The organism is Cellulosimicrobium sp. JZ28 (genome assembly GCF_015327065.1).
Lineage (GTDB): Bacteria > Actinomycetota > Actinomycetes > Actinomycetales > Cellulomonadaceae > Cellulosimicrobium > Cellulosimicrobium funkei.
This window is the reverse complement of record NZ_CP017660.1, coordinates 1822600-1844666: the sequence shown is the minus strand read 5'-3', so window position 1 is coordinate 1844666 and position 22067 is coordinate 1822600. Positions and strand designations below refer to the sequence as shown.

At 75.6% G+C, this 22067-nt stretch carries 19 protein-coding genes and 1 pseudogene; 15 read left to right on the top strand and 5 right to left on the bottom strand.

Annotated features, from left to right (window positions below):
- Positions 1–98: 98 nt before the first annotated feature.
- Positions 99–2261, bottom strand: a complete 2163-nt coding sequence (tkt, locus tag BJP59_RS08515; protein ID WP_194522713.1) for a transketolase — start codon at positions 2259–2261, stop codon at positions 99–101.
- Between the two features lie 353 nt (positions 2262–2614).
- Between tkt and BJP59_RS08510 the strand changes: the two genes are divergently transcribed.
- The 13 genes and pseudogenes from BJP59_RS08510 (at position 2615) to BJP59_RS08450 (ending at position 14538) form a co-directional block, all read left to right on the top strand.
- Positions 2615–3643: a heme o synthase gene (locus BJP59_RS08510; RefSeq protein WP_228485351.1), complete on the top strand. Its 1029-nt coding sequence runs from the start codon at positions 2615–2617 to the stop codon at positions 3641–3643.
- Between the two features lie 30 nt (positions 3644–3673).
- Positions 3674–4627: a site-specific tyrosine recombinase XerD gene (gene xerD / locus BJP59_RS08505; protein ID WP_074806651.1), complete on the top strand. Its 954-nt coding sequence runs from the start codon at positions 3674–3676 to the stop codon at positions 4625–4627.
- Positions 4628–4978: 351 nt separating this feature from the next.
- Positions 4979–5794, top strand: a complete 816-nt coding sequence (locus BJP59_RS08500) for a ParA family protein (RefSeq protein WP_051028084.1) — start codon at positions 4979–4981, stop codon at positions 5792–5794.
- Positions 5778–6707 (top strand): segregation and condensation protein A, encoded by a 930-nt coding sequence (locus BJP59_RS08495; RefSeq protein ID WP_194522712.1) that lies wholly within the window; start codon positions 5778–5780, stop codon positions 6705–6707. The genes BJP59_RS08500 and BJP59_RS08495 overlap by 17 nt, the downstream gene beginning before the upstream one ends.
- Positions 6704–7312, top strand: a pseudogene (gene scpB / locus BJP59_RS08490) (SMC-Scp complex subunit ScpB); the annotation flags it as partial. The gene BJP59_RS08495 and the pseudogene scpB, both read left to right, overlap by 4 nt.
- A gap of 164 nt (positions 7313–7476) precedes the next feature.
- Positions 7477–8595 (top strand): pseudouridine synthase, encoded by a 1119-nt coding sequence (locus BJP59_RS08485; RefSeq protein ID WP_194522711.1) that lies wholly within the window; start codon positions 7477–7479, stop codon positions 8593–8595.
- A 73-nt stretch (positions 8596–8668) separates the two neighbouring features.
- Entirely contained in the window at positions 8669–9031 is a 363-nt protein-coding gene (aroH, locus tag BJP59_RS08480) for a chorismate mutase (RefSeq protein WP_043660429.1), read from the top strand.
- Positions 9028–9792, top strand: coding sequence for a (d)CMP kinase (gene cmk / locus BJP59_RS08475; RefSeq protein WP_228485349.1), 765 nt, complete (start codon positions 9028–9030; stop codon positions 9790–9792). The genes aroH and cmk overlap by 4 nt, the downstream gene beginning before the upstream one ends.
- Positions 9789–10487, top strand: a complete 699-nt coding sequence (locus BJP59_RS08470) for a lysophospholipid acyltransferase family protein (RefSeq protein WP_194522710.1) — start codon at positions 9789–9791, stop codon at positions 10485–10487. The genes cmk and BJP59_RS08470 overlap by 4 nt, the downstream gene beginning before the upstream one ends.
- Before the next feature lie 14 nt (positions 10488–10501).
- Positions 10502–11422, top strand: a complete 921-nt coding sequence (locus BJP59_RS08465; RefSeq protein WP_228485348.1) for a DMT family transporter — start codon at positions 10502–10504, stop codon at positions 11420–11422.
- 69 nt (positions 11423–11491) lie between these two features.
- Positions 11492–11863, top strand: coding sequence for an iron chaperone (locus BJP59_RS08460; RefSeq protein ID WP_043656988.1), 372 nt, complete (start codon positions 11492–11494; stop codon positions 11861–11863).
- A gap of 75 nt (positions 11864–11938) precedes the next feature.
- On the top strand, positions 11939–13474 hold the full coding sequence (der, locus tag BJP59_RS08455; protein ID WP_194522709.1) for a ribosome biogenesis GTPase Der: 1536 nt from the start codon (positions 11939–11941) through the stop codon (positions 13472–13474).
- Positions 13471–14538 (top strand): hypothetical protein, encoded by a 1068-nt coding sequence (locus BJP59_RS08450; RefSeq protein WP_194522708.1) that lies wholly within the window; start codon positions 13471–13473, stop codon positions 14536–14538. The genes der and BJP59_RS08450 overlap by 4 nt, the downstream gene beginning before the upstream one ends.
- 93 nt (positions 14539–14631) lie before the next feature.
- Here BJP59_RS08450 and BJP59_RS08445 read toward each other — a convergent pair whose 3' ends face one another.
- The 3 genes from BJP59_RS08445 to BJP59_RS08435 all read right to left on the bottom strand — a co-directional run bounded on the left by BJP59_RS08445 (position 14632) and on the right by BJP59_RS08435 (position 18996).
- Positions 14632–16488, bottom strand: coding sequence for an amidase family protein (locus tag BJP59_RS08445; RefSeq protein ID WP_228485346.1), 1857 nt, complete (start codon positions 16486–16488; stop codon positions 14632–14634).
- A 68-nt stretch (positions 16489–16556) separates the two neighbouring features.
- A complete protein-coding gene (locus BJP59_RS08440) occupies positions 16557–17306 on the bottom strand; it encodes a cohesin domain-containing protein (protein WP_194522706.1) in 750 nt (249 codons plus the stop codon).
- A 172-nt stretch (positions 17307–17478) separates the two neighbouring features.
- A complete protein-coding gene (locus tag BJP59_RS08435) occupies positions 17479–18996 on the bottom strand; it encodes an MFS transporter (RefSeq protein ID WP_083711810.1) in 1518 nt (505 codons plus the stop codon).
- A 196-nt stretch (positions 18997–19192) separates the two neighbouring features.
- Between BJP59_RS08435 and BJP59_RS08430 the strand changes: the two genes are divergently transcribed.
- Positions 19193–20029: an alpha/beta fold hydrolase gene (locus BJP59_RS08430; protein ID WP_194522705.1), complete on the top strand. Its 837-nt coding sequence runs from the start codon at positions 19193–19195 to the stop codon at positions 20027–20029.
- 124 nt (positions 20030–20153) lie between these two features.
- Positions 20154–20738: a putative immunity protein gene (locus BJP59_RS08425; RefSeq protein ID WP_194522704.1), complete on the top strand. Its 585-nt coding sequence runs from the start codon at positions 20154–20156 to the stop codon at positions 20736–20738.
- A 29-nt stretch (positions 20739–20767) separates the two neighbouring features.
- On the opposite strand, the gene BJP59_RS08420 is transcribed toward BJP59_RS08425, so the two are convergent.
- Positions 20768–21988 (bottom strand): Fic family protein, encoded by a 1221-nt coding sequence (locus BJP59_RS08420; RefSeq protein WP_194522703.1) that lies wholly within the window; start codon positions 21986–21988, stop codon positions 20768–20770.
- Positions 21989–22067: the final 79 nt, after the last annotated feature.

Below are 22067 nucleotides of genomic sequence, written 5' to 3'. Positions count from 1 at the left end.
CGCTGCGGGCGTGCGCCCGGGTCGCCGCTCGTGACGGTCGTCCGGGGCGTCCCGAGGTGGGGCCGCGTGCACGGCCCCACCTCGGAATCTACGAAGGGTCAGCGCAGGTCGCCAGTGCCGCCCTCCGAGGGGGTGGGCTCGGCGCCCGGGGCGTCGCCGCCGCGCGCCGCGGCGATCGACTCGCGCGCCGCCGTCGCGACGGCCTCGGACGTGATACCGAACTCGCGGTACAGCACCTGGTAGTCCGCGGACGCGCCGTAGTGCTCGAGGCTCACGGAGCGGCCGGCGTCGCCGACGAGCTCGCGCCAGCCCTGCGCGACGCCCGCCTCGACCGAGACGCGCGCGCGGACGGCGGACGGCAGGACCGACTCGCGGTAGGCGTCGTCCTGGCCGTCGAACCACTCGCGGCTCGGCAGGGACACGACGCGCGCCTGCACGCCCTCGGCCGCGAGGATCTCGCGCGCCTCGACGGCGAGCTGCACCTCGGAGCCGGTGCCGATGAGGATGACGTCCGGCGTGCCCTCGGTGTCGAGCAGCACGTAGCCGCCGCGCGCCGTGCCGGACGCGTCGGCGTAGCCGTCGGTCCCGCGCGGGAACGTCGGCACGTTCTGGCGCGTGAGGATGAGGCCTGCCGGCCGCTCGGTGTTCTCGAGCACGGTGCGCCACGCCCACGCGGTCTCGTTCGCGTCGGCCGGGCGCACGACGTCGAGGCCCGGGATCGCGCGCAGCGCCGCGAGGTGCTCGACGGGCTGGTGCGTCGGGCCGTCCTCGCCGAGGCCGATCGAGTCGTGCGTCCACACGAACGTCGTCGGGATCTCCATGAGGGCGGCGAGCCGCACGGCGGGACGCATGTAGTCGCTGAACTGGAGGAACGTGCCGCCGTAGGCGCGCGTGCCGCCGTGCAGGACGATGCCGTTGAGGATCGCGCCCATGGCGTGCTCGCGGATGCCGAAGTGCAGCGTGCGGCCGTACTCGTGGCCCGGGAACTTCTTCGTCGCGTGCTCGGCCGGCACGAACGACGGCTCGCCGTCCATCGTCGTGTTGTTCGAGCCCGCGAGGTCGGCGGAGCCGCCCCAGAGCTCGGGCAGCACGTCCTTGAGCGCGGTGAGGACCTTGCCGGACGCGGAGCGCGTCGCGACGGCCTTGCCCGCCTCGAACGTGGGCAGCGCGTCCTCCCAGCCGGCCGGGAGCTCGCGGCGCGAGAGGCGGTCGAGCAGCTCCGCGCCGGACGGGTTCGCCGTCTTCCACGCCTCGAACGCCCGGTCCCAGGCGGCGCGGGCGTCGGCCTGGCGCTCGCCGACGGCGCGCGTGTACGCGAGCACCTCGTCGTCGATCGCGAAGCTCGCCTCGGGGTCGAGGCCGAGCTCGACCTTGAGGCCCTTGATCTCGTCGGCGCCCATGGCGGACCCGTGGATGCCGCCGGTGTTCTGCTTCGTCGGCGACGGGTACCCGATGATCGTGCGCAGCGCGATGATCGACGGCTTGCCCGTCTCGGCCTTGGCGGCCTCGATCGCGGCGTGCAGCGCGTCGACGTCCTCCGCGTAACCGGTGCCCCCGTTGGTCCAGTCGACGCGCTGGGTGTGCCAGCCGTACGCGGCGTAGCGCGCGAGGACGTCCTCGGTGAACGCGATGTCCGTGTCGTCCTCGATCGAGATCTTGTTGTCGTCCCAGATCACGACGAGGTTGCCGAGCTGCTGGTGGCCCGCGAGCGAGGAGGCCTCGCTCGTCACGCCCTCCTGCAGGTCGCCGTCGGAGGCGATGACGTAGACGTGGTGGTCGAACGGCGACTCGCCCGGCGTGGTCGACGGGTCGAGCAGGCCGCGCTCGCGGCGCGCCGCGAACGCCATGCCGACCGACGACGCGAGGCCCTGGCCGAGCGGGCCGGTCGTGATCTCGACACCGCGGGTGTGCTTGTACTCGGGGTGGCCGGGGGTCTTGGAGCCCCACGTGCGCAGCGCCTCGATGTCCTCCATCTCCAGGCCGTACCCGGCGAGGAAGAGCTGGAGGTAGATCGTCAGCGACGAGTGGCCCGCGGAGAGCACGAACCGGTCGCGACCGTCCCAGTGGTCGTCGGACGGGTCGTGGCGCATGACCTTCTGGAACAGCAGGTACGCGGCGGGGGCCAGCGAGATCGCGGTGCCCGGGTGGCCGTTGCCCACCTTCTCCACGGCGTCGGCGGCGAGCGCCTTGATCGTCTTGACGGCCCGGTCGTCCAGGTCCGTCCAGTCCAGGGGCGTGTGAGCAGGGGACAACGCGTTCACCGAACCTCATTCCCGTCCGGAGCGCGCGCCCCGGATCCTCGCGACAACTCGAAGCAACCGTTGAACATTTCCCGGCCTCGCGCCTCAGGGGGCGGGGCGGCCCGGTGCCCGTCGCGCGGCCCGGAGGCCACGTCCGTGGCGGGCGGTCCGACGCGGGACGGTCGCGGGCACCAGCCTATACGCGCGCGCCGTTCCCGGCCGGGCGGTGCCCACGTGCTGGATTTCGGTCGGATGTCACACAATCGCCCGGCCCGTCCGGTCGGCCCCCGCGCAGGCGGGGACGTACGATGAGCGAGGACGACCGGCGGTCCGTCCCAGCTCGCCCCCCACCTCAGAACGGAACACCGAAGCGCGTGCACACCACGAGCCAGGCACCGATCGACGGGACCGGAAGCCCGTCGAGCGCCGCGTCGACCCAGCAGCCGTCCTCTCCGACGGCCCCCGCGACCCCCGTCGCCCCGACGGCCGAGGTCGCCAGCGCGACCCGCGCGCTGCGCGAGCGGGTCGGCGCCTACGTCGCCCTCACCAAGCCGCGCATCATCGAGCTCCTCCTCGTCACGACGGTCCCGACGATGTTCCTGGCGCAGGGCGGGCTGCCCGGGCTGGGCCTCATCCTCGCGACGCTCGTCGGCGGCACGCTCGCCGCGGCCTCCGCGAACGTCTACAACTGCTACCTCGACCGCGACATCGACGAGGTCATGAACCGCACCAAGCGGCGCCCGCTCGTCACGGGCGAGATCACCCCGCGCGCGGCGCTCGTGTTCGCGACCGTCCTCGGCGTGGTGTCGCTGGTCTGGTTCGCGCTGCTGGTCAACGTCGTCTCCGCGTGGCTGACGTTCGCGGCGATCGCGATCTACGTCGTCGGCTACACGATGATCCTCAAGCGCCGCACCCCGCAGAACATCGTGTGGGGCGGCATCGCGGGCTGCATGCCGGTGCTCATCGGCTGGTCGGCGGTCACGGGCTCGCTGAGCTGGGCGGCGCTCGCGCTGTTCCTCGTCATCTTCTTCTGGACCCCGCCGCACTACTGGCCGCTGTCGATGAAGTTCAAGCGCGACTACGCGAACGCGGGCGTCCCGATGCTCCCCGTCGTCGCGGACGACAGCCGGGTCGCGCGCGAGATGATCCTCTACGGCGTCGCGATGGTCGCCTCGTCGCTCGCGCTGTGGCCGCTCGCCGGCATGACCTGGGTCTACGGCGTCGTCGCCACGGCCCTGGGCGCGTGGTTCCTGTCGTCGTGCGTGACGATGCTGCGCCGGGCGCGCGACAAGGCCGACGGCAAGGGCGGCAAGGTGGGGGAGATGAAGGTCTTCCACGCGTCCATCACGTACCTGACCCTGCTCTTCGTCGCGGTGGCGGTCGACGTCTTCCTGCCGCTGTGAGCCCGGTCGTCCCGGGCGGGCAGTGACGCCATGAGCCCCGGCGAGGCCCACGTGCCCGAGGCGCTGGACCGCGCCGCGCGCGAGTACCTGGCGCACCTCGCCGTCGAGCGCGGGCTGTCCGCCAACACGGTCGCGGCCTACCGCCGCGACCTCGCGCGCTACGTCGCGTTCCTCGCGTCGCGCGGGAACCACGCCGTGCGCGACGTCGAGGCGGACGACGTCGCCGACTACGTCACCGCGCTGCGCACCGGGGCCGACGGCGGCGCGCCCCTGTCGCCGTCGTCGACCGCCCGGTCGGTCGCGGCCGTGCGCGGCTGGCACCGCTTCTGCGCGGCCGAGGGCCTGGCCGACGCCGACGCGTCGGCCGACGTCCGCCCGCCCGCCCAGGGCAGGCGGCTGCCGAAGGCCATCTCGACCGACGAGGTCGCACGCATCCTCGAGGCGTCCGGCGCCGGGGACGGGCCCGGCCCCCTGCGCGACCGCGCGCTCCTGGAGCTCGTGTACTCGACCGGCGCGCGCATCACCGAGGCGGTGAGCCTCGACGTCGACGACCTGGACCTCGACAGCGGCGCCGTGCGCCTCCTGGGCAAGGGCGGCAAGGAGCGCGTGGTGCCCGTCGGGTCGTTCGCGCGCCGCGCCCTCGACGCCTACCTCGTGCGCGGGCGCGCCGCGCTCGCCGCGAACGGGCGGGGGACGCCCGCGGTGTTCCTCAACACGCGCGGCGCGCGCCTGTCCCGGCAGAGCGCGTGGGCCGTGCTGCGCACCGCGGCCGAGCGCGCCGGGATCGAGCACCCCGAACGCATCTCGCCGCACACGCTGCGGCACTCGTTCGCGACCCACCTGCTCGCCGGCGGCGCGGACGTGCGCGTCGTGCAGGAGCTGCTGGGCCACGCGTCGGTCACCACGACCCAGATCTACACGCTCGTGACGCCCGACACGCTGCGCGAGGTCTACGCGGCGGCGCACCCCCGCGCGCTGGGCTGATCCCGCGCCGCGACGGGCCATAGCGCCCCCCGGCACCGCCGCAGCACCGCCGCCAGTACCGCCGCGCCGCGTCGTCCCGGAACGCGGCGCGCGGGCGCGTACGCACGGGACCGGGCGAGGTCCTGCGATACCGTGGCGGACGTGAGCAGCCAGGCCGAGACCCAGCCCGAGACGCGCGGCGCGCACGGCTCGCACGGCGACGCCGTCCGTCCGGTCGTCCCGCAGACCTCCGCCGAGGGGGACGCGGCGCCTCCCGCCGACCGCCCCGTCGAGCAGCCCGCCGACCGCCCCGTCGAGCAGCCCGCGGACCGTGCCGCCGCCGAGCCGCGCGTCGACGTCGTCGGCCGCACCCTGCCGGAGTTCCCCGTCCCGGCCTCGCTCGCCGCGCACGGCCCGGGCCGCATCATCGCCATGTGCAACCAGAAGGGCGGCGTCGGCAAGACGACGACCACCATCAACCTGGGCGCTGCGCTCGCCGAGTACGGGCGCAAGGTCCTGCTCGTCGACTTCGACCCGCAGGGCGCCGCGTCCGTCGGCCTCGGCGTCAACCCGCACGAGCTCGACCGCACGGTCTACAACCTGCTCATGGAGCGCGGCGCGGACATCCACGACGTGCTCGTGAGCACCGACGTCGAGAACCTCGACCTGCTGCCCGCGAACATCGACCTCTCGGCCGCCGAGGTGCAGCTCGTGGGGGAGGTCGCCCGCGAGTCCGTCCTGTCGCGCGTCCTGCGCCCGGTCGTGGACGACTACGACGTGATCCTCGTCGACTGCCAGCCCTCGCTCGGCCTGCTCACCGTGAACGCGCTCACCGCCGCGCACGGCGTGCTCATCCCGCTCGAGTGCGAGTTCTTCGCGCTGCGCGGCGTCGCGCTGCTCGTCGAGACGATCGAGAAGGTGCGCGACCGGCTCAACCCGCGCCTCGACGTCGACGGCATCCTCGCCACGATGTTCGACTCGCGGACGCTGCACTCGCGCGAGGTCGTGGCGCGCGTGCACGAGGCGTTCGGCGACAAGCTGCTCCACACCGTGATCGGGCGCACCGTGAAGTTCCCGGACGCGTCCGTCGCGGCCGAGCCCATCACCGTGTACGCGCCGAACCACCCGGGCGCCGTCGCGTACCGGCAGCTCGCCCGGGAGCTGGTCGCCCGTGGCGACGCCGCCTGAGCCGCCACCACCGACGGAGCCGCCCGCGCGGGCCGGGTTCGAGGTCCGGCTCGACAACTTCAGCGGGCCCTTCGACCTGCTGCTGTCGCTCATCACGAAGCACAAGCTCGACATCACCGAGGTCGCGCTCGCGCGCGTGACGGACGACTTCATCGCGTACATCCGCGCGGCCGAGCGCGCCGCCGCCGTCGCGCGGGCCGCGGGGGAGGACCACCCCGGCTGGGACCTCGGCACCGCGAGCGAGTTCCTCGTCGTCGCCGCGACGCTGCTCGACCTCAAGGCGGCCCGGCTGCTGCCGACGGGCAGCGTCGAGGACGACGAGGACCTGGCGCTGCTGGAGGCCCGCGACCTGCTCTTCGCCCGGCTGCTGCAGTACCGCGCGTACAAGGACGTGTCGGGCCTGCTCGCCGAGCGGTTCGAGAGCGCCGGGCGCCGGTTCCCGCGCGTCGTGCAGCTCGAGCCGCACCTCGCCGCCCTGCTGCCCGAGCTCGTGTGGACCATGGGGCCGGACCAGCTCGCCGTGCTCGCGGCCCGCGCGCTCGCCCCCAAGGCGCCTCCGCCCGGCGTCTCGCTCGACCACCTGCACGCCCCCGCCGTCAGCGTGCGCGAGCAGGCAGGGATCGTCGTCGACCGCGTGCGCAGCCACGGCACGACGACGTTCCGCGCCCTCGTCGCCGACGCGGGGGAGACCGCCGTGGTCGTGGCGCGGTTCCTCGCGCTCCTCGAGCTGTTCCGCCAGGCGCTCGTCGCGTTCGACCAGGTGACGCCGCTCGGCGAGCTCACCGTGCGGTGGTCGGGCGACGACGACGGGGCCGAGCCGCCGCTCGCCGACGTCGGCAGCGAGTTCGACGAGAGCGACGAGCCCGACCCGGCGGCCGCCCTCGCCGCCACCGACCAGGAGGTCCCCGCGTGACGCAGCCCGACGACGGCCCGGCCCCCGACGACACCCGCCCGCCGGCCGTGCACGACCTCCCGGGCGGTCTGCCGTCCGCGCTCGAGGCCGTGCTCATGGTCGCGGACGAGCCGATCCCGCCGGTCGAGCTCGCGGCGGCGCTCGCGGTCCCGGTCGACGAGGTGCTGGACGCGCTGCACGAGCTCGCGGCCGAGTACCGCGGCGACGACGGTGGTCGGCCCCGCGGGTTCGAGCTGCGCGCGGCGGGCGGCGGGTGGCGTGTGTACTCCGCGCCCGCGCACGCCGAGGTCGTGGGCCGGTTCGTGCAGGGCGGGCAGACGGCCCGGCTCACGCAGGCGGCGTTGGAGACTCTGGCCGTGATCGCGTACCGTCAACCGGTCAGCCGCGGCCAGGTGTCGGCGGTGCGAGGGGTCAACGTGGACGGCGTGGTGCGCACGCTCGTGGCGCGCGGGCTCGTGGCCGAGGTCGGCCAGGACCCGCACACCGGCGCCGGCCTCTTCGGCACCACGGGGTACTTCCTCGAGCGCATGGGCTTCACGTCGCTCGACGAGCTCCCCCCGCTCGCGCCGCACCTGCCGGACATGGACGACCTCGAGGGCCTCGACGGGCTCGCCGACCTGCGCGCTCCCGCGCGTCCGACGGGCGTCGCGGCGCCGACGGACGCTCCCGACGTCGCGGCTGACGACACGGACGGCGCACCGGCGCCGACCGCCACGACACCCGGCGTGACGCACGACGTCACGCACGGACCGACGGACGAAGGACACGCATGAGCTCGAAGGACGGACGCCGCTCCGGCGACGGAGGGCGCGGGCGCACGCCCCGCGACGGGGCGGGCGACGCACGCCGCGGCGGGAACGGCGACGCGCGTCGTGGCGGCCCGCGGGGCGGCGACAGCGCACGCGCGGGCGGCGCGCCCCGGCGCGGCGGCTCGCCCGCGCAGGGCTCGTCCGCGGGCCGCGGCGCGGGCGACGGCCGGGAGCAGGGCGCCGGTCGTGGCCAGGCCGGTCGGGCGACCGGCGCGGGCCGCGGCGCGGCCGCCGGGCGGGGTCGCCCTGCCGCGGGTCGCGGCACGTCGGCACCCCGCGCCGGCCAGGCGGCGGCCCGGCCGCGCCGTCCCGTGCGCGGGCAGCCCAGCGAGCCCCAGCGCGACGTCCACGTCGAGGACGGCGTGCGCCTGCAGAAGGTGCTCGCGTCGGCCGGGCTCGGGTCGCGCCGCGCGTGCGAGGACCTCATCGCGCAGGGCCGCGTCGAGGTGGACGGCGTGCGGGTCACCGAGCTGGGCGTGCGGGTCGACCCGGCGCGCGCCGTCGTGCACGTGGACGGGATGCGCCTGCAGCTCGACTCCTCGCGCGTGACGCTCGCCCTCAACAAGCCGCGCGGCGTCGTGTCGACGATGCACGACCCGGACGGTCGCCCGTCCATCGCCGAGCTCGTCGCCGACCGGCCCGAGCGCCTGTTCCACGTGGGCCGCCTCGACGCGGACAGCGAGGGCCTGCTGCTGCTCACGAACGACGGCGAGCTCGCGAACCACCTCGCGCACCCCTCGCACGAGGTCGCCAAGACCTACCTCGTCACGGTGCGCGGCAAGGTCGCGGGCAACGTCGCGAACAAGTTCCTGCACGGGATCGAGCTCGAGGACGGGGTCGTGCGGGCGGACGCGTACCGCGTCGTCGACCAGGTCGCCGACCAGACGATGATCGAGGTCGTGCTGCACTCGGGCCGCAACCGGGTCGTGCGGCGCATGTTCGAGGAGGTCGGCTACCCCGTGACGCGCCTCGTGCGCACGCGCATCGGGCCGATCGCGCTCGGCAACCTGCGCCCCGGCACGACGCGCGTCCTCGGGCGCACCGAGCTCGGCACGCTCATGGCGGGCGTCGGGCTCTAGGTCCGCGCGTCCCGCACCACCACCCCGACGGACCGCCGCGAGGCGGGCCGTCCCGCACGAAGGAGCACCATCCATGCCGGTCCGGGCGATCCGGGGCGCGACCCAGCTCGACGCCGACGAGCGCGAGCACCTGTTCGCGCGCACGCGCGAGCTCGTCCAGGAGGTGCTCGACGCGAACGCCGTCGACACCGGCGCGCTCATCTCGATCCTCTTCACGTGCACCCCCGACCTGGTGGCCGACTTCCCGGCCGCCGCGGCGCGCGAGATGGGCCTCGGCGACGTGCCGCTCATGTGCGCGACGGAGATCGCGGTGCCCGGCGCGCTGCCGCGCGTGGTGCGCCTCATGGCGCACGCCGAGCTCGACGTCGACCGCGCGGCGGTCCAGCACGTGTACCTGCACGGGGCGACGGCGCTGCGCAAGGACCTGGCCCAGTGAGCGCGGGGACGCCGGGCGCGGGGGAGGGTCGCGCCGACGGCGCGCTGACGGTCGCGATCGACGGGCCGTCAGGTTCCGGCAAGTCGAGCGTGTCCAAGGGCGTCGCGCGCCGCCTCGGCCTCGCCTACCTCGACACGGGCGCGATGTACCGCGCCGCCACCTGGTGGTGCCTGCACCGCGGCGAGGACCTCGCCGACCAGGACGCCGTCGCGCACGCCGTGCGCGTCATGCCGCTCGTCATGGGCCTCGACCCGTCCGGTCCGACCGTCCACGTGGACGGGACGGACGTCGGCGAGGCGATCCGCTCGACCGAGATCTCGACGGCCGTGAGCGCCGTCGCGACCAACCTCGCGGTGCGCGCGGAGCTGCGGCGTCTCCAGCGCGCGGTCATCGAGGCCGAGCGCACGCCCGCGGGTTTCGCCAGCGGCCGCGGCGTCGTGGCGGAGGGCCGGGACATCACGACGGTCGTCGCCCCCGACGCCGACGTGCGCGTGCTCCTCACCGCGAGCGAGGAGGCCCGCCTCGCGCGCCGCTCGCTCGACGTGCACGGGACGGCCGACGCGGCCGCCGTCGAGGCGACGAAGGACCAGGTGCTGCGGCGCGACCGCGACGACGCGACGGTCTCGCAGTTCCAGGTCGCGGCCGACGGCGTCGTGACCGTCGACTCGTCGGACCTCGACCTGGAGCAGACGATCGACGCGGTGCTCTCCGTGGTCGAGCAGGTCACCGGGCGGGTGGTCGGCCCGCGCCAGGGCTCGTGAGCCGCGGCACGGGAGACGGCGTCCCGTCGCCCGCCGGGCCGGCGTGGTCGCGCTGGGTGGGTCGCTTCCTCGCGCGCGTCGTGTGGGCGACCGAGGTCGTCGGCGCGGAGCACGTCCCGGCCGACGGCCCCGTCGTGCTCGCCGCGAACCACACCGGCGTCGTCGACGGGCCGCTCGTCCTCGGGGTCGCGCCGCGCCCGCTGCACGTCCTCGTCAAGGAGGAGATGTTCACCGGGCCGGTCGGCTGGGTGCTGCGCGCGGCCGGGCAGATCCCCGTCGACCGCACCGGCGGGCGCCCCGCGCTCGCGGCCGGGCTCGGCGTGCTGCGGCGCGGCGGCGCGGTCGGCGTCTTCCCCGAGGGCGCCCGCGGGCGCGGCGACGCCACCTCCGCGCGTGCCGGGGCCGCGTGGCTCGCGCTCAACGGCCACGCGCAGGTGGTGCCCGTCGCCGTCCTCGGCACGCGCCGCGCGGGCGAGGGCGTCAACCGGATCCCCGGGCTGCGCCGTCGGCTCGTCGTCCGCTTCGGGGAGCCGCTCACCGTCGAGCGCGCGCCCGGGGTGAGTGGCAAGCAGGCGCTCGAGGACGCGAACGAGCGCATCCGCACCGCGCTCGCCGAGCTGGTCGCCGACACGGTCGCTCTGACCGGCGTGGCGCTGCCGCTGGACGACCCGCGCGGGGACCGGCCGACGCCGTGAGGGCGGACCGCCCGGTGGCGCACGTGGTGGGCGACCGCCCGGGCACGGGGCTGTTCGTCGGGCTCGCGTCGGCCCTCGCGTTCGGCGCGAGCGGCCCGTTCGTCAAGCCGCTCCTCGAGGCGGGCTGGACGCCGGGCGCCGCCGTCTTCGCGCGCGCCCTGTGCTCGGCGCTCGTCCTCGCCCCGGTCGCGGCCGTCGCCCTGCGCGGCAGCCACCGCCTCCTGCGCGAGGAGTGGCGGCTCGTCCTCGGGTTCGGCCTCGTCGCCGTCGCGGGGACCCAGCTGTGCTACTTCGCGGCCGTCGCGCGCATGCCCGTCGGCATCGCGCTGCTCGTCGAGTACCTCGCGCCCGTGCTCCTCGTCGGCCTCGCCTGGGCCCGCACGCGCCACGTGCCGCCCCGGCTCACGCTCGCGGGCTGCGCCGTCGCGGTCCTCGGGCTCGTGCTCGTCGTCGACCCGGGCGGCGCCCGCCCCGACCTCCTCGGCGTCCTCCTCGCGCTCGGCGCGGCGGTAGGGCTGGGCGCCTACTTCGTGCTGTCCGCGCGCCCGACGCGCCTGCCGCCCGTCGCGCTCGCCGCGAGCGGGCTCGGCGTCGGGGCGCTCGCGCTCGGCGCGGCGGCGCTCGCGGGCGTGCTGCCCTTCGCCGCCCCGCTCGTCGACGTCACGCTCCTCGGTTCGCCCGCGCCCTGGTACGTCCCGCTCGCGGTCGTCGTGCTCGTCGCGACGGCCTTCGCGTACGTGTCCGGCGTCGCCGCGACCGTGCGCATGGGCGAGCGCCTCGCGTCGTTCGTCGGGCTGTCCGAGGTGCTGTTCGCCGTCGCCATCGCGTGGCTCCTGCTCGGCGAGGTGCCGAGCCTCGTGCAGGCCGCGGGCTGCGTGCTCGTCGTCGCCGGGGTCGTGCTCGTGCGCCTCGCGGGCACGCCCGCCGCGCGGTAGGTTCGCGCTCAGGCGCCGACGCCCCGTCGCAGGGCCGGGCAGGCGCCGCCCGCGGGGGAGGGAGCACGCATGGCCGAGCCGCCCGGCAAGCCCACGACCGTCGACGAGTACCTCGCGACGCTCGCCCCGGACGCGCGCGAGGTCGTCGCGCACCTGCGCGCCGTGGTGCACGACACGGTGCCCGGCCTGGGCGAGCGCATCAGCTACGGCATCCCGACCTTCACGCGCGACGGCCGGTACGTCGTCTACCTCGCGGGCTGGGCCCACCACGTCTCGCTCTACCCCGTGCCCGAGGTCGACGACGCGCTCGCGCGCCGCATCGCGCGCTACCAGGACGGCAAGGGCACGCTGCGGTTCCCGCTGGCGGAGCCCGTGCCCGACGACGTCGTGCGGGCCGTCGTCGCGCGGCTCGCCGCCCGCCGGGACGGTGCCGCGGGCTGACGCCGGGCGCGCCGGACGGGCACCCGCACGACGCGCCCACGGCCCGGTTCGGAGCCTGGCCCGCGGCCTGGGAGAATGGACCCCATGACCACACCCGACCCCGCCCAGCCCGGCACGCCCGGACGGACCGACGCCGTCGGTCAGGCCGAGGAGCCCCTGGCGCCCGCGGACGCCGCGGACGACGAGGCGCGCGAGCGCGCGCTGCGCGCCGGACTCGACGACTACGAGCTCGAGGACGCCGACCTCGCGCTGCTCGACGCCGACGAGGACGCGCTCGACGGCGCGGCGCCCGAGGCGCCCCTGCCCGTGCTCGCCGTGGTCGGGCGCCCGAACGTCGGCAAGTCGACGCTCGTCAACCGCATCCTCGGCCGCCGCGAGGCCGTCGTCGAGGACAAGCCGGGCGTCACGCGCGACCGCGTGAGCTACCCGGCCGACTGGGCCGGGCGCCGCTTCACGCTCGTGGACACCGGCGGCTGGGAGGTCGACGTCGCGGGCATCGAGTCCAAGGTCGCCGAGCAGGCCGAGGTCGCGATCTCCCTCGCCGACGCGGTGCTCTTCGTCGTCGACGCGACCGTCGGCGCGACCGCGACGGACGAGCGCGTCGTGCGCCTCCTGCGCGAGTCGGGCAAGCCCGTCGTGCTGTGCGCCAACAAGGTCGACGGGCAGTCGGGCGAGGCGGACGCCGCGTACCTGTGGAGCCTCGGCCTCGGCGAGCCGCACCCCGTGTCCGCGCTGCACGGCCGCGGGACGGGCGACCTGCTCGACGCCGCGATGGCGGCGCTGCCCACGGAGTCCGAGCACGGCCAGGTGCGGCCGACCGGGCCGCGGCGCGTCGCGCTCGTCGGGCGCCCGAACGTCGGCAAGTCCTCGCTGCTGAACAAGCTCGCGGGCGCCGACCGCGTCGTCGTCGACGAGATCGCTGGCACGACGCGCGACCCGGTCGACGAGCTCGTGACGATCAAGGACGTCCCGTACGTCCTCGTCGACACCGCCGGCATCCGGCGCCGGGTGCACCAGACGAAGGGCGCCGACTTCTACGCGTCCCTGCGCACGCAGGCCGCGATCGAGAAGGCGGAGCTCGCCGTCGTGCTCGTGGACGCGTCCGTGCCGCTCACCGAGCAGGACACGCGCGTCATCTCCCAGGTCGTGGACGCGGGCCGCGCGCTCGTCATCGCGTACAACAAGTGGGACCTCATGGACGACGACCGTCGCCCGTACCTCGAGCGCGAGATCGAGAAGGACCTCGTCCAGGTGCAGTGGGCGCCGCGCGTCAACGTGTCGGCCCGCACCGGCTGGCACACCGACCGCCTCGCCCCGGCGATGGAGCGCGCGCTCGACTCCTGGGACACGCGCATCCCGACGGGCCGCCTCAACGCGTTCCTCGGCGAGCTCGTGGCCGCCCACCCGCACCCGCTGCGCGGCGGCAAGCAGCCCCGCATCCTCTTCGCGACGCAGGCTTCGACGCGCCCGCCGCGGTTCGTGGTGTTCGCGACCGGGTTCCTCGAGGCGGGCTACCGCCGGTTCATCGAGCGCCGCCTGCGCGAGACGTTCGGGTTCGAGGGATCGCCCATCGAGATCAGCGTCCGCGTGCGGGAGAAGCGCAAGCGGTGAGCACGGGCACGGGGCGCGCCTCCGCCGGGACCTCCCGGCGGAGCCGCGCCCTGCGCCTCGGCGCAGCCCGGGACACCGCGGCCGTGCGGCACGTCGTGACGTTCCTCGTGGTCGCGGTCGCGACGGTGCTCGTGACGCGGTTCTTCCTCGCGGCGTCGGGGTACCCGCAGGTCGGCGGGGGAGACCTGCACGTCGCGCACGTGCTGTGGGGCGGGCTCGGCATGGCGCTCGCCCTCGTGCTGCTGCTGTCCTTCGTGGGCCCCGCGTTGCGCTCGCTCGGCGCGTTCGTGGGCGGGATCGGCTTCGGGCTGTTCGTCGACGAGATCGGCAAGTTCGTCACCGCGGACAACGACTACTTCTACGAGCCGACGGCGGCGCTCATCTACGCGACGGTCGTCGTGCTCGTCCTCGTCGTCGAGGCGCTGCACGGGTGGCGGCGCCACCACCCGGCCGAGTACCTGGCCGTCGCCACCGACCGCGCCGTCGCGGGCGTCGCCGGCGGGTTCACCGACGACGCGCGCGAGGAGGCCCGCGCGCTCGTCGCGCTGGGCCGCGGCGAGCCGACGGCCGACGAGGTCGCGGCGCTCGTCGAGGCCGTTCCGCGCGACGACGTGGACGTGCCCGACCCGGTGCGCGCCCTCGTGCGGCGCTCGTCGGCCTGGTTCGCGCAGACGCTCCAGCGACGCTGGGCCGCCGTCGTCGTGGTCGTGCTCGTGCTCGGGACGGCGCTGGGCTCGCTGCTCGCGGGGCTGCGCGTGCTGGTCGGCGACGTCGACGTGCCCACCTGGGTCGGGGCCGGCATCGCCGCGGGCGTCGCCGCGACGGCCGCGTGCGTCGTCGTGGGCGTCGTGGTGTCCCGCCGCGGGCGGCCCGAGGACCGCCGGGCCGGCGCCGTGTGGGTCCGGCGCGGCGTGCTCGTCTCGCTCCTGCTCACCCAGCTCCTCGTGTTCCGCGCGCTGCAGTGGGTCGGCGTCGCGGGTCTCGTGGTGGACCTGCTCGTGCTCGCGGCGCTCGGTGCCGCGCTCGGCGGCGACGACGAGCGCCGTCGGACACCGCGCCGCTGACGCGTCGTCGCCGCGGTGGGCAACCTCTCCTGACCGACGACGGCGGCCGCCTCCGGGAGGGGACGGCCGCCGTCGGCGCTGGTGGTGGGCCGCTCAGCCGAGCGGGCCGTACAGCGCGGGGGAGGTGCGGGCCTGCGTGGCCTGCTCGAGCGCGTACGCGAGGCCGAGCAGCGGGCCCTCGTCGAAGTCGCGGCCGAGCAGCTCGAGGTTGACGCCGCCGCCGGTGACGGTGCCGTCGGTCGCGACCGCCTGCCCGACCGGGACGGTCACCGCGGGCAGCCCGGTGTTCGGGCTGAGCCGCAGGTTGGTGCCGATCGTCCCGTACGGGTTGGCGCTCGGGTAGACGAGCGCGTCGAGGTCGGCGTCGTCGAGCATCGCGGTGACGAGGACCTTGCCCTCGGCGAGGACCTTGGTGTGCGACCCCTCGGGGCCCGCCCACGCCTGGTACGTCTCCTCGGTGACCGCGTCGCGCGAGACGTACGTGCTGCGGCGGGACGGCACGTAGCGGCCCGAGTCCACGATCTCCTGGAGCGTGCGGGCCTCGACCTGCGGGGCGAGGTGGGTCGCGACGTACGCGTCGAGGTCGTGCTTGAACTCGTTGGTCGAGCCCGACCCCTCGGAGAGGACGCTCGCGAAGCCGTTCGGCAGGACCGGCGACCACGTGGTCGGCGGCGTGACCTCGACGACGGTCGCGCCGAGCGACTCGAGCGTCGCGCGGGTCTGCGCCCACAGGCGGAGCGTCGCCGCGTTGCTGCCGAGCATGGACGGCACGTAGCCGATGCGGGCGCCGTCGAGCGCCCCCTCGTCCAGGTACTGCGTGTACGACGCCGGGACCTCGCCCTCCTGGCGCGACGTCACCGGGTCGGCGGCGTCGACCCCCGCGACGGCGTCGAGCGCGACGGCCGCGTCGAGGACGGTGCGCGCCATCGGCCCGCCCGTGTCCTGGCTCAGCGCGAGCGGGATGATGCCGTCGCGGCTCGCGAGGCCGACCGTCGGGCGCACGCCGACGAGCTGGTTGTACGACGACGGGACGCGGATCGACCCGCCTGTGTCCGTGCCGAGGCCGAGCCCGGCGAGGTTCGCCGCGACGGCCGCCCCCGTGCCGCCGCTGGACCCGCCTGCCGTGCGGCTCGTGACGTACGGGCTCGCGACGAGCGTGCTCGTCCCGGCGTCCTGGAAGGACGAGAACTCCGACGCGAACCCGAACGCGAACTCGTCCAGGCTGGCCTTCGCGAGGATCACCGCGCCGTCGGCGCGCAGGCCCTCGACCATCGTCGCGTCGGTCGTCGTCCGGTTGTCGTCCCAGCAGCCGCAGCCGCCCGTGGTGGGCATGTCCTTCGTGTCGTAGTTGTCCTTGACCGCGACGGGCACGCCGAGCAGCAGGCTCGTCATGCCGTCCGTCGCGCGGACCGCGTCGGCGCGCGCGGCGGCCTCCAGCGCGACGTCGCTCGTGCTGATGATCGAGCGCAGCGGCCGCCCGCCCGCGCCCGTGTCGACGAGCGTCGTGTCGTACGCGTCGATCCGGTCGAGGTACTCCTGGGTGATCGCGACCGACGTCGTCGTGCCCGCGTTCATCGCGGCCTGCATGTCGAGCACGGACGCCTCGACGATCTCGAACGGGCCGTCGTCGTACACGATGCGCTGCGAGACGGCGGCGAGGTCGGTCACCGTGATCGTGCCGTCCCCGTCCGTGTCGGCGGGCGCGACGTCGTCCCACACCGCGTCCGCCGACGTCGCGCCGAGGGCCGCGGCGACGACCGCGAGGTCGTCCGTCGTGACCTGCTGGTCGCCCGTGAGGTCGAGCGCGGTCCAGTAGGGGGCGAGGAGCGGCGCGGGCTCCGCGCCGGGCGCACCGGTCGCGGCGGGCGCCGTCGTGACGCCGAGGACGAGGCCGCCGATCGTCAGGGCGGCGAGCCCGCCGGTGGCGGCGCGCCGGTGGGTCGTGGTCACGGACGGCTCCTTCGAGGGGACGGGCGCGCGGCGCGCGGGCGAGAGGTCGGGGCGGGGCAGCGGGCCGGTCATCGCGTGGCCGCCCGACGCCGCGCGAGCAGGATGCCCGTGCCGACGGCGACCGCGAGGAGCGCGGCGCCGACGAACCACGCGACGCTCGCCCCGGTCGACGCCAGCGCGCCGCCGGAGGCGGACCCGGACGGGGACGACGACGAGTCGGACGCGCCGTCGTCCCCGGGGGGTGTGGTGCCGCCGTCGTCGACGGGCGGCGTGGCGGTCCCGTCCGTCGGCTCCGCCGTGGGCGGGACGTCGGCCGCGGTGACGGTCGTCGTGGCGCTCGCGGCGTCGGTGAGCGTCGCCGTCCCGGCGTCGGCGCCCACGAGCGTGGCGGTCGGGACGGCGAAGGCCGCCGCGCCGTCGGACACGGCGGTGAACGTCAGGGTCGCGAGGGTGACGTCGCCCTCGAGGCCGGGCGAGGTGCCGAGCCGCGTGTGCGTGACGACGACCGTCCCGGCTGCGTCGTCGGTCGCGTCGGCGAACCCGCCGTCCGGGGTCACGACGGAGTCGTCCACGAGCTCGACGAGGTCGGGGTCGTAGGCGACGGCGAGGTCGTAGGCGTAGAGGTCGACGGCACCGGACGCGGCGACCGTGACGGTGATCTCCGCGCCGACCTCGACCGACGCGGGCGCCGAGAGGGAGACCTGGGCGACGGACGGTGCGGCGTGCGCGGGGGCGGCGAGGGCCGCCGCGGCGCACGCGAGACCGCCGACGAGGGCGGCGCGGACGCGGAGCCGTCTGCGGGGGACGGGACGGGTCATGGGCGAGCGGTCCTTCCTCCGGGCGCGCGGAGGTACGGCGCGACCGGCGGTCGTGTGGTGGGGCCCCCTGCCGTCAGCGATGCTCACAAGTCGCTGTTTCCCGGGCGTTTCGCGACGGTTAGCACGAGCAACGAACAGGGTCTCGGTCCGGTCACGATCCCGACGACGCGGGTCAGCCGAGGACCGGCGGCTCGCCCTCGCGCACCTCGGGGTCCGGCAGGCGGCGCATGCGCAGCGCCGCGACGACGCCGAGGAGCCCCGCGACGAGCGGCACGAGGAGCGCGACCTGCAGCGCCCGCGCCCGCACGTCGTCGTTGATGGCCACGACCTCCGCCCGCACCGCAGGTGGCTCGTCGGCGAGGAGCTCGACGAGCTGGGCGTCGCTCATGATCTCGGCGTCGTCCTCGAGCACCCGGGCGACCTGCTCCTTGTCGTCCGGGGGCAGCACGTCGCTCGCCTCCGCCCGCGCCGTGAACCCCGCCGCGAGCGACGCCAGCATGACCGCGCCCGCGACGGCGAGGCCGAGCGAGAGGCCGAACGACCCGGCAGCCGAGCTCACGCCCGCGGCCTCGCTCGCGCGCTCCTCCGGCACGGGGGAGAGCGTGTACGCGTTGAGCTGGGAGACCAGGAGCCCCAGCCCGGCGCCCGCCACGACGAGCGGCAGCGCGAGCCACCAGCCCGACGACGCCCTCGGCACCACCGCGACGAGCGCCACCACGCCCACGACGAGCAGGAGGAAGCCCGCGAGCACGCGGGAGGCCGGCCGCCGTCGGCCCGGGCGCTTGCCCGCGACGAGCGCGGCGGCGAACATCGTCAGCGACAGCGGGGCGAGCGAGAGGCCCGCGAGCAGCGCGTCGTACCCGAGCGCCATCTGCAGGAAGATCGGCAGCGCGATCATCGCGCCGCCCAGCGCGACCTGCTGCAGGAGCTGCTGCGACACCCCGATCCGGAACGCGGGCGAGCGGAACAGCCCGGGGTCGACGAGCGTCGTCCGCCCGGCCCGCGCGCGGCGCACGAGCCACCACGCGAGGCCCACCAGGCCCAGCGCTCCGACGAGGACGAGCGCCCCGACCGCCTCGCCGCCCTCCTGCCACACGAGCACGCCCAGCACGACCCCGCCCATGCCGACGACGGACAGGACCGTCCCGACGACGTCCACCGCGCGGTCGCCCGTGTACGGGACGTCGCGCACGAGGCGCACGCCCACGAGGACGACGACGATCACCACGGCCTCGAGCCCGAACGCCACGCGCCACGACAGCGTCGTCGTGATGACGCCGCCGAGCAGCGGCCCGACCGCCGCCGCGATCGACGCCGCCGCGCCCACGAGCGCGTACGCCGCCTTGCGCGCGGTGCCCTCGAAGTTGCCGTGCACGAGCGACTGCATCGCCGGCAGCAGCAGCGCGGCCCCGAGCCCGCCGATGACCGACCAGAAGACCACGACCGCCACGAGGCTCTGCGCGAGCGTCATCGCCACCGCGCCCGCCCCGTACGCGAGCAGCCCGACGACGTACGCGCGCCGCCGGCCCACGAGGTCGCCGACCTTGCTGCCCACGAGGATGAACGACGCCGACACGAGCGCCTCGAGCGCGATCGCCGTCTGGACGCCGCTCACGGTCGTGCCCAGGTCGCGCACGACGGCCGAGATCGACACGTTCATGAACGACGTGTCGACCACGAGCACGAACATCGCGGCGGCCAGGAGCAGCGCGAGGCGCCGGTCGGCCGCCGTCGGCCGACCCGCGGTGCGACCCGTGCTCTGCTCCACGTCGACCCCCGTCCGGCGTCCATGCTCGCCGCCCGGGTCGTCCCGGCGCCTCACCCGTCGCGGGTGCTCCGCCGCCCGCGCCGCCGAGGTCGGCGCGGGGGACTGGGAGGATCGCGGTATGGCCGCAGAGGGGTGGACGTCGCGCCACGTCACCGTCGAGGGCCGCGAGGTCTTCGTGCGCTCCGGCCCCGAGGTCGCGGGCGCCGTGCCGATCGTGCACGTGCACGGCTTCGCCATCTCCGGCACGTATCTCCTCCCGACGGCCGAGCGTCTCGCCCACCGCGCGACCGCCGTCGTGCCGGACCTGCCCGGGTACGGGCGCAGCGAGGAGTGGGGCCACCCGCTCGGTATCCCCGCCCTCGCGTGGGCGCTCCTGTCGACGCTCGACGCCCTCGGGCTCGACCGGGTCGTCCTGCTGGGCAACTCCATGGGCGGGCCCGTCAGCCTCGAGGTCGCGCACGCCGCACCGGACCGGGTCGCCGGCGTGGTGCTCGCCTCGCCGGCCGGGGGCGTGCACAACCAGCCGTTCGGGCGCGCCCTCACCCAGCTCGCGCGCGACGCCGTGCGCGAGAGCCCGCGCATGGCGCGCGTCGCCGTACCCGACTACGTGCGGTTCGGGCCGGTCAACGCGCTCCAGCTCTTCGCCGAGCTCGCCCGGTTCCCCTCGCTCGAACGCGTGCTGCGCGTCCCCGTGCCGACGCTCGCCGTCCTCGGCACCCGCGACCCGCTCATGCCGCCGCCGTGGCGCGTGCGGGAGGTGGGTGCGCTCGCGCCCCCGCACGTGACCGTCGCGGCGATCGAGGGCGCTCCGCACGCCATGAACTTCAGCCACCCCGGCGAGCTCGCGCACGTCGTCGGGTGCTGGCTCGACGGGCGCGACATCACCGACGACCCCGACGAGCCCGGCGTCGCGCGGGTGTTCCAGGTCGCGCGCGGCGCCGGGCCGGTCGTGTGAGCCGTCGTGTGAACCGCGGGCCGGGTCGTGGGTCGGGACGTGAGGGTGCCCGGCTCGGTACGGTGCTCGGTGGGGCGTTCCGCGTCCCGGCGCGGACGGAGAGCGCGAGAGCGAGGAGCGAGCGGTGACGACGACGGCGGCTGCGGTCGAGCTGAGCATCGAGGACCTGCGGGCGGTCACCGGGTACGCGGCCCGGTGCGCGGAGCCGGCGCTGGAGCTCGTCGAGGCGGTCCGGCCCGACGACGCACGCCCCCGCGAGGCGGTCGACGCGGCCCGCGCGTTCGCCGACGGCGGCGCGCGCGGCAAGGCGCTGCGCGACACCGCCTGGGCGGCCCTGCGCGCGGCGAAGGAGGCGGGCGACCCCGCCGCCGCCGAGGCCGCCCGGGCCGCGATGGCGGCGGCCGGCGCCGCGTACCTGCACCCGATCGCCGACGCCCACCAGGTCAAGCACGTCCTCGGCTCCGCCGCCCACGCGGCGCACGCCGCCGCGCTCGCCGCGGGCGGGGACGGGTCCGACGAGAGCGTCGAGAGCAGGTGGCTCGACACCGCGCGGGCGCTCGCGACGCCCGAGGTCATCGCCGTGCTGCGTCGCTACCCGCCCGCGCCGGGCGGCGGCGGTCGCGTCGGCGAGCTGGTCCGACGGCTCGACGCGGCGCTGCGGGACGGCACGGGGCCGTCGGAGGGCCTCGGGACGGACGAGCTGACGTAGTCGGCACCCGCCGGGACCTCCAGGCGTCGTCAGCTGCGCCGGATCCGCTGGGCGAACAGGTCGAGGACGGCGAGGATCCCCTCGTGCTGCCAGACCCGGTTGCGACGGAGGCCGCTGCGCTCGCGGAGGACACCCGCATCGGCGAGCTGGCTCAGCGCTCGCTGGGCGGTGACGTCACTGAACCCGAGGTGGTCGCGGAGGAACGCCGCGTTGATCACCGGATGGGCCACGAGGTGCGGCACGACGCTCCAGGCGGAGGCCTGGGGCCGCAGCCCGGAAAGCTGTTCCCGCGCTGTGGCGACCTGTCCTGCGAGGTCGTCGACGAGCCGCGCTCCGGCCGTCGCGGCGAACCGGCTCGCGCGGGAGAGCTGCTCGACGATCGGCCAGGCGTCACCGGCGCGGAACGCGGTGAGCGCGTCGAAGTAGGCCTCGGTGTCGATGAGGAGGCCCGCGGAGACCGGGGCGATGGTGTTCCGCGTGAGGCCCTTCGAGCGCAGCATGGCGTGCACGAGGGCCCGGCCGGTGCGACCGTTGCCGTCCGTGAACGGGTGGATCGTCTCGAGCTGCGCGTGCGCGACGGCGGTCTGGACGAGGACGGGAAGGTCCTCCCGGCGGACGAAGGCCATCAGGTCCGCCATCGCTCCAGGGACGAGCTCGGGCTGGGGCCCGACGTGGGTCGCGCCTCTCGGGCTGATGCTCGACGAGCCGACCCAGACCAGAGTGCCTCGGTAGCGCCCCGCGTGCTCCTCCCATCCGGGCTGCCCGGCGAGGAGCTCGCGGTGCATCGTGAGGATCGAGGCCTCGTCGAGCCGGTCGGCGAGGTTGATGGCGGCTTGCATGGCCCGGACGTTCGCGACGACGGTGCGTGCGTTGGTGCTCGTCGTCTGGTCGATCTCGGCGAGCGCGAGCTGCTTGGCGCCGACCGTGAGGTTCTCGATCTGCGACGAGGAAGCGGACTCGGTGCGCAGCAGGATCGAGGACATCGGACCCAGGGTGGGGTTGTCCGGCCCGAGCGTCGCGCTGGCGTACGAGTCGAAGCGTGCGAGAGCGGCGGCTGCTTCCTCGGCGTCGGCGGACTGCTGCGGCGTCAGTACGGGGGAGTAGTCCGCGATGGCGGTCGGGATGGTGGACTCGTAGGGTCCCGAGCCAGCCGCCACCTGCGCACGCGTCGAGAGGCCGTCGTTCTCTGCTGTCCAGTAGTGGCTCACGTGAGCTACCGCTGGGACAGCGAGCGCCTGAACTGCTTCCATGACGTCACCTTACTTACAGTTTCGCCGAAACTGTAAGTAACGGGCGGCGTCAACTATCACTTGAGGGTTCCGCGCTCGG

Bases quoted from the DNA above. Each gene is read 5' to 3' on its own strand.
- BJP59_RS08420 (WP_194522703.1), bottom strand. From the start codon at position 21,988: ATGGAAGCAGTTCAGGCGCTCGCTGTCCCAGCGGTAGCTCACGTGAGC.
- der (WP_194522709.1), top strand. From the start codon at position 11,939: ATGGACCCCATGACCACACCCGACCCCGCCCAGCCCGGCACGCCCGGA.
- BJP59_RS08430 (WP_194522705.1), top strand. From the start codon at position 19,193: ATGGCCGCAGAGGGGTGGACGTCGCGCCACGTCACCGTCGAGGGCCGC.
- BJP59_RS08440 (WP_194522706.1), bottom strand. From the start codon at position 17,306: ATGACCCGTCCCGTCCCCCGCAGACGGCTCCGCGTCCGCGCCGCCCTC.
- aroH (WP_043660429.1), top strand. From the start codon at position 8,669: ATGCCGGTCCGGGCGATCCGGGGCGCGACCCAGCTCGACGCCGACGAG.
- xerD (WP_074806651.1), top strand. From the start codon at position 3,674: ATGAGCCCCGGCGAGGCCCACGTGCCCGAGGCGCTGGACCGCGCCGCG.
- BJP59_RS08435 (WP_083711810.1), bottom strand. From the start codon at position 18,996: ATGTTCGTGCTCGTGGTCGACACGTCGTTCATGAACGTGTCGATCTCG.
- BJP59_RS08485 (WP_194522711.1), top strand. From the start codon at position 7,477: ATGAGCTCGAAGGACGGACGCCGCTCCGGCGACGGAGGGCGCGGGCGC.
- BJP59_RS08460 (WP_043656988.1), top strand. From the start codon at position 11,492: ATGGCCGAGCCGCCCGGCAAGCCCACGACCGTCGACGAGTACCTCGCG.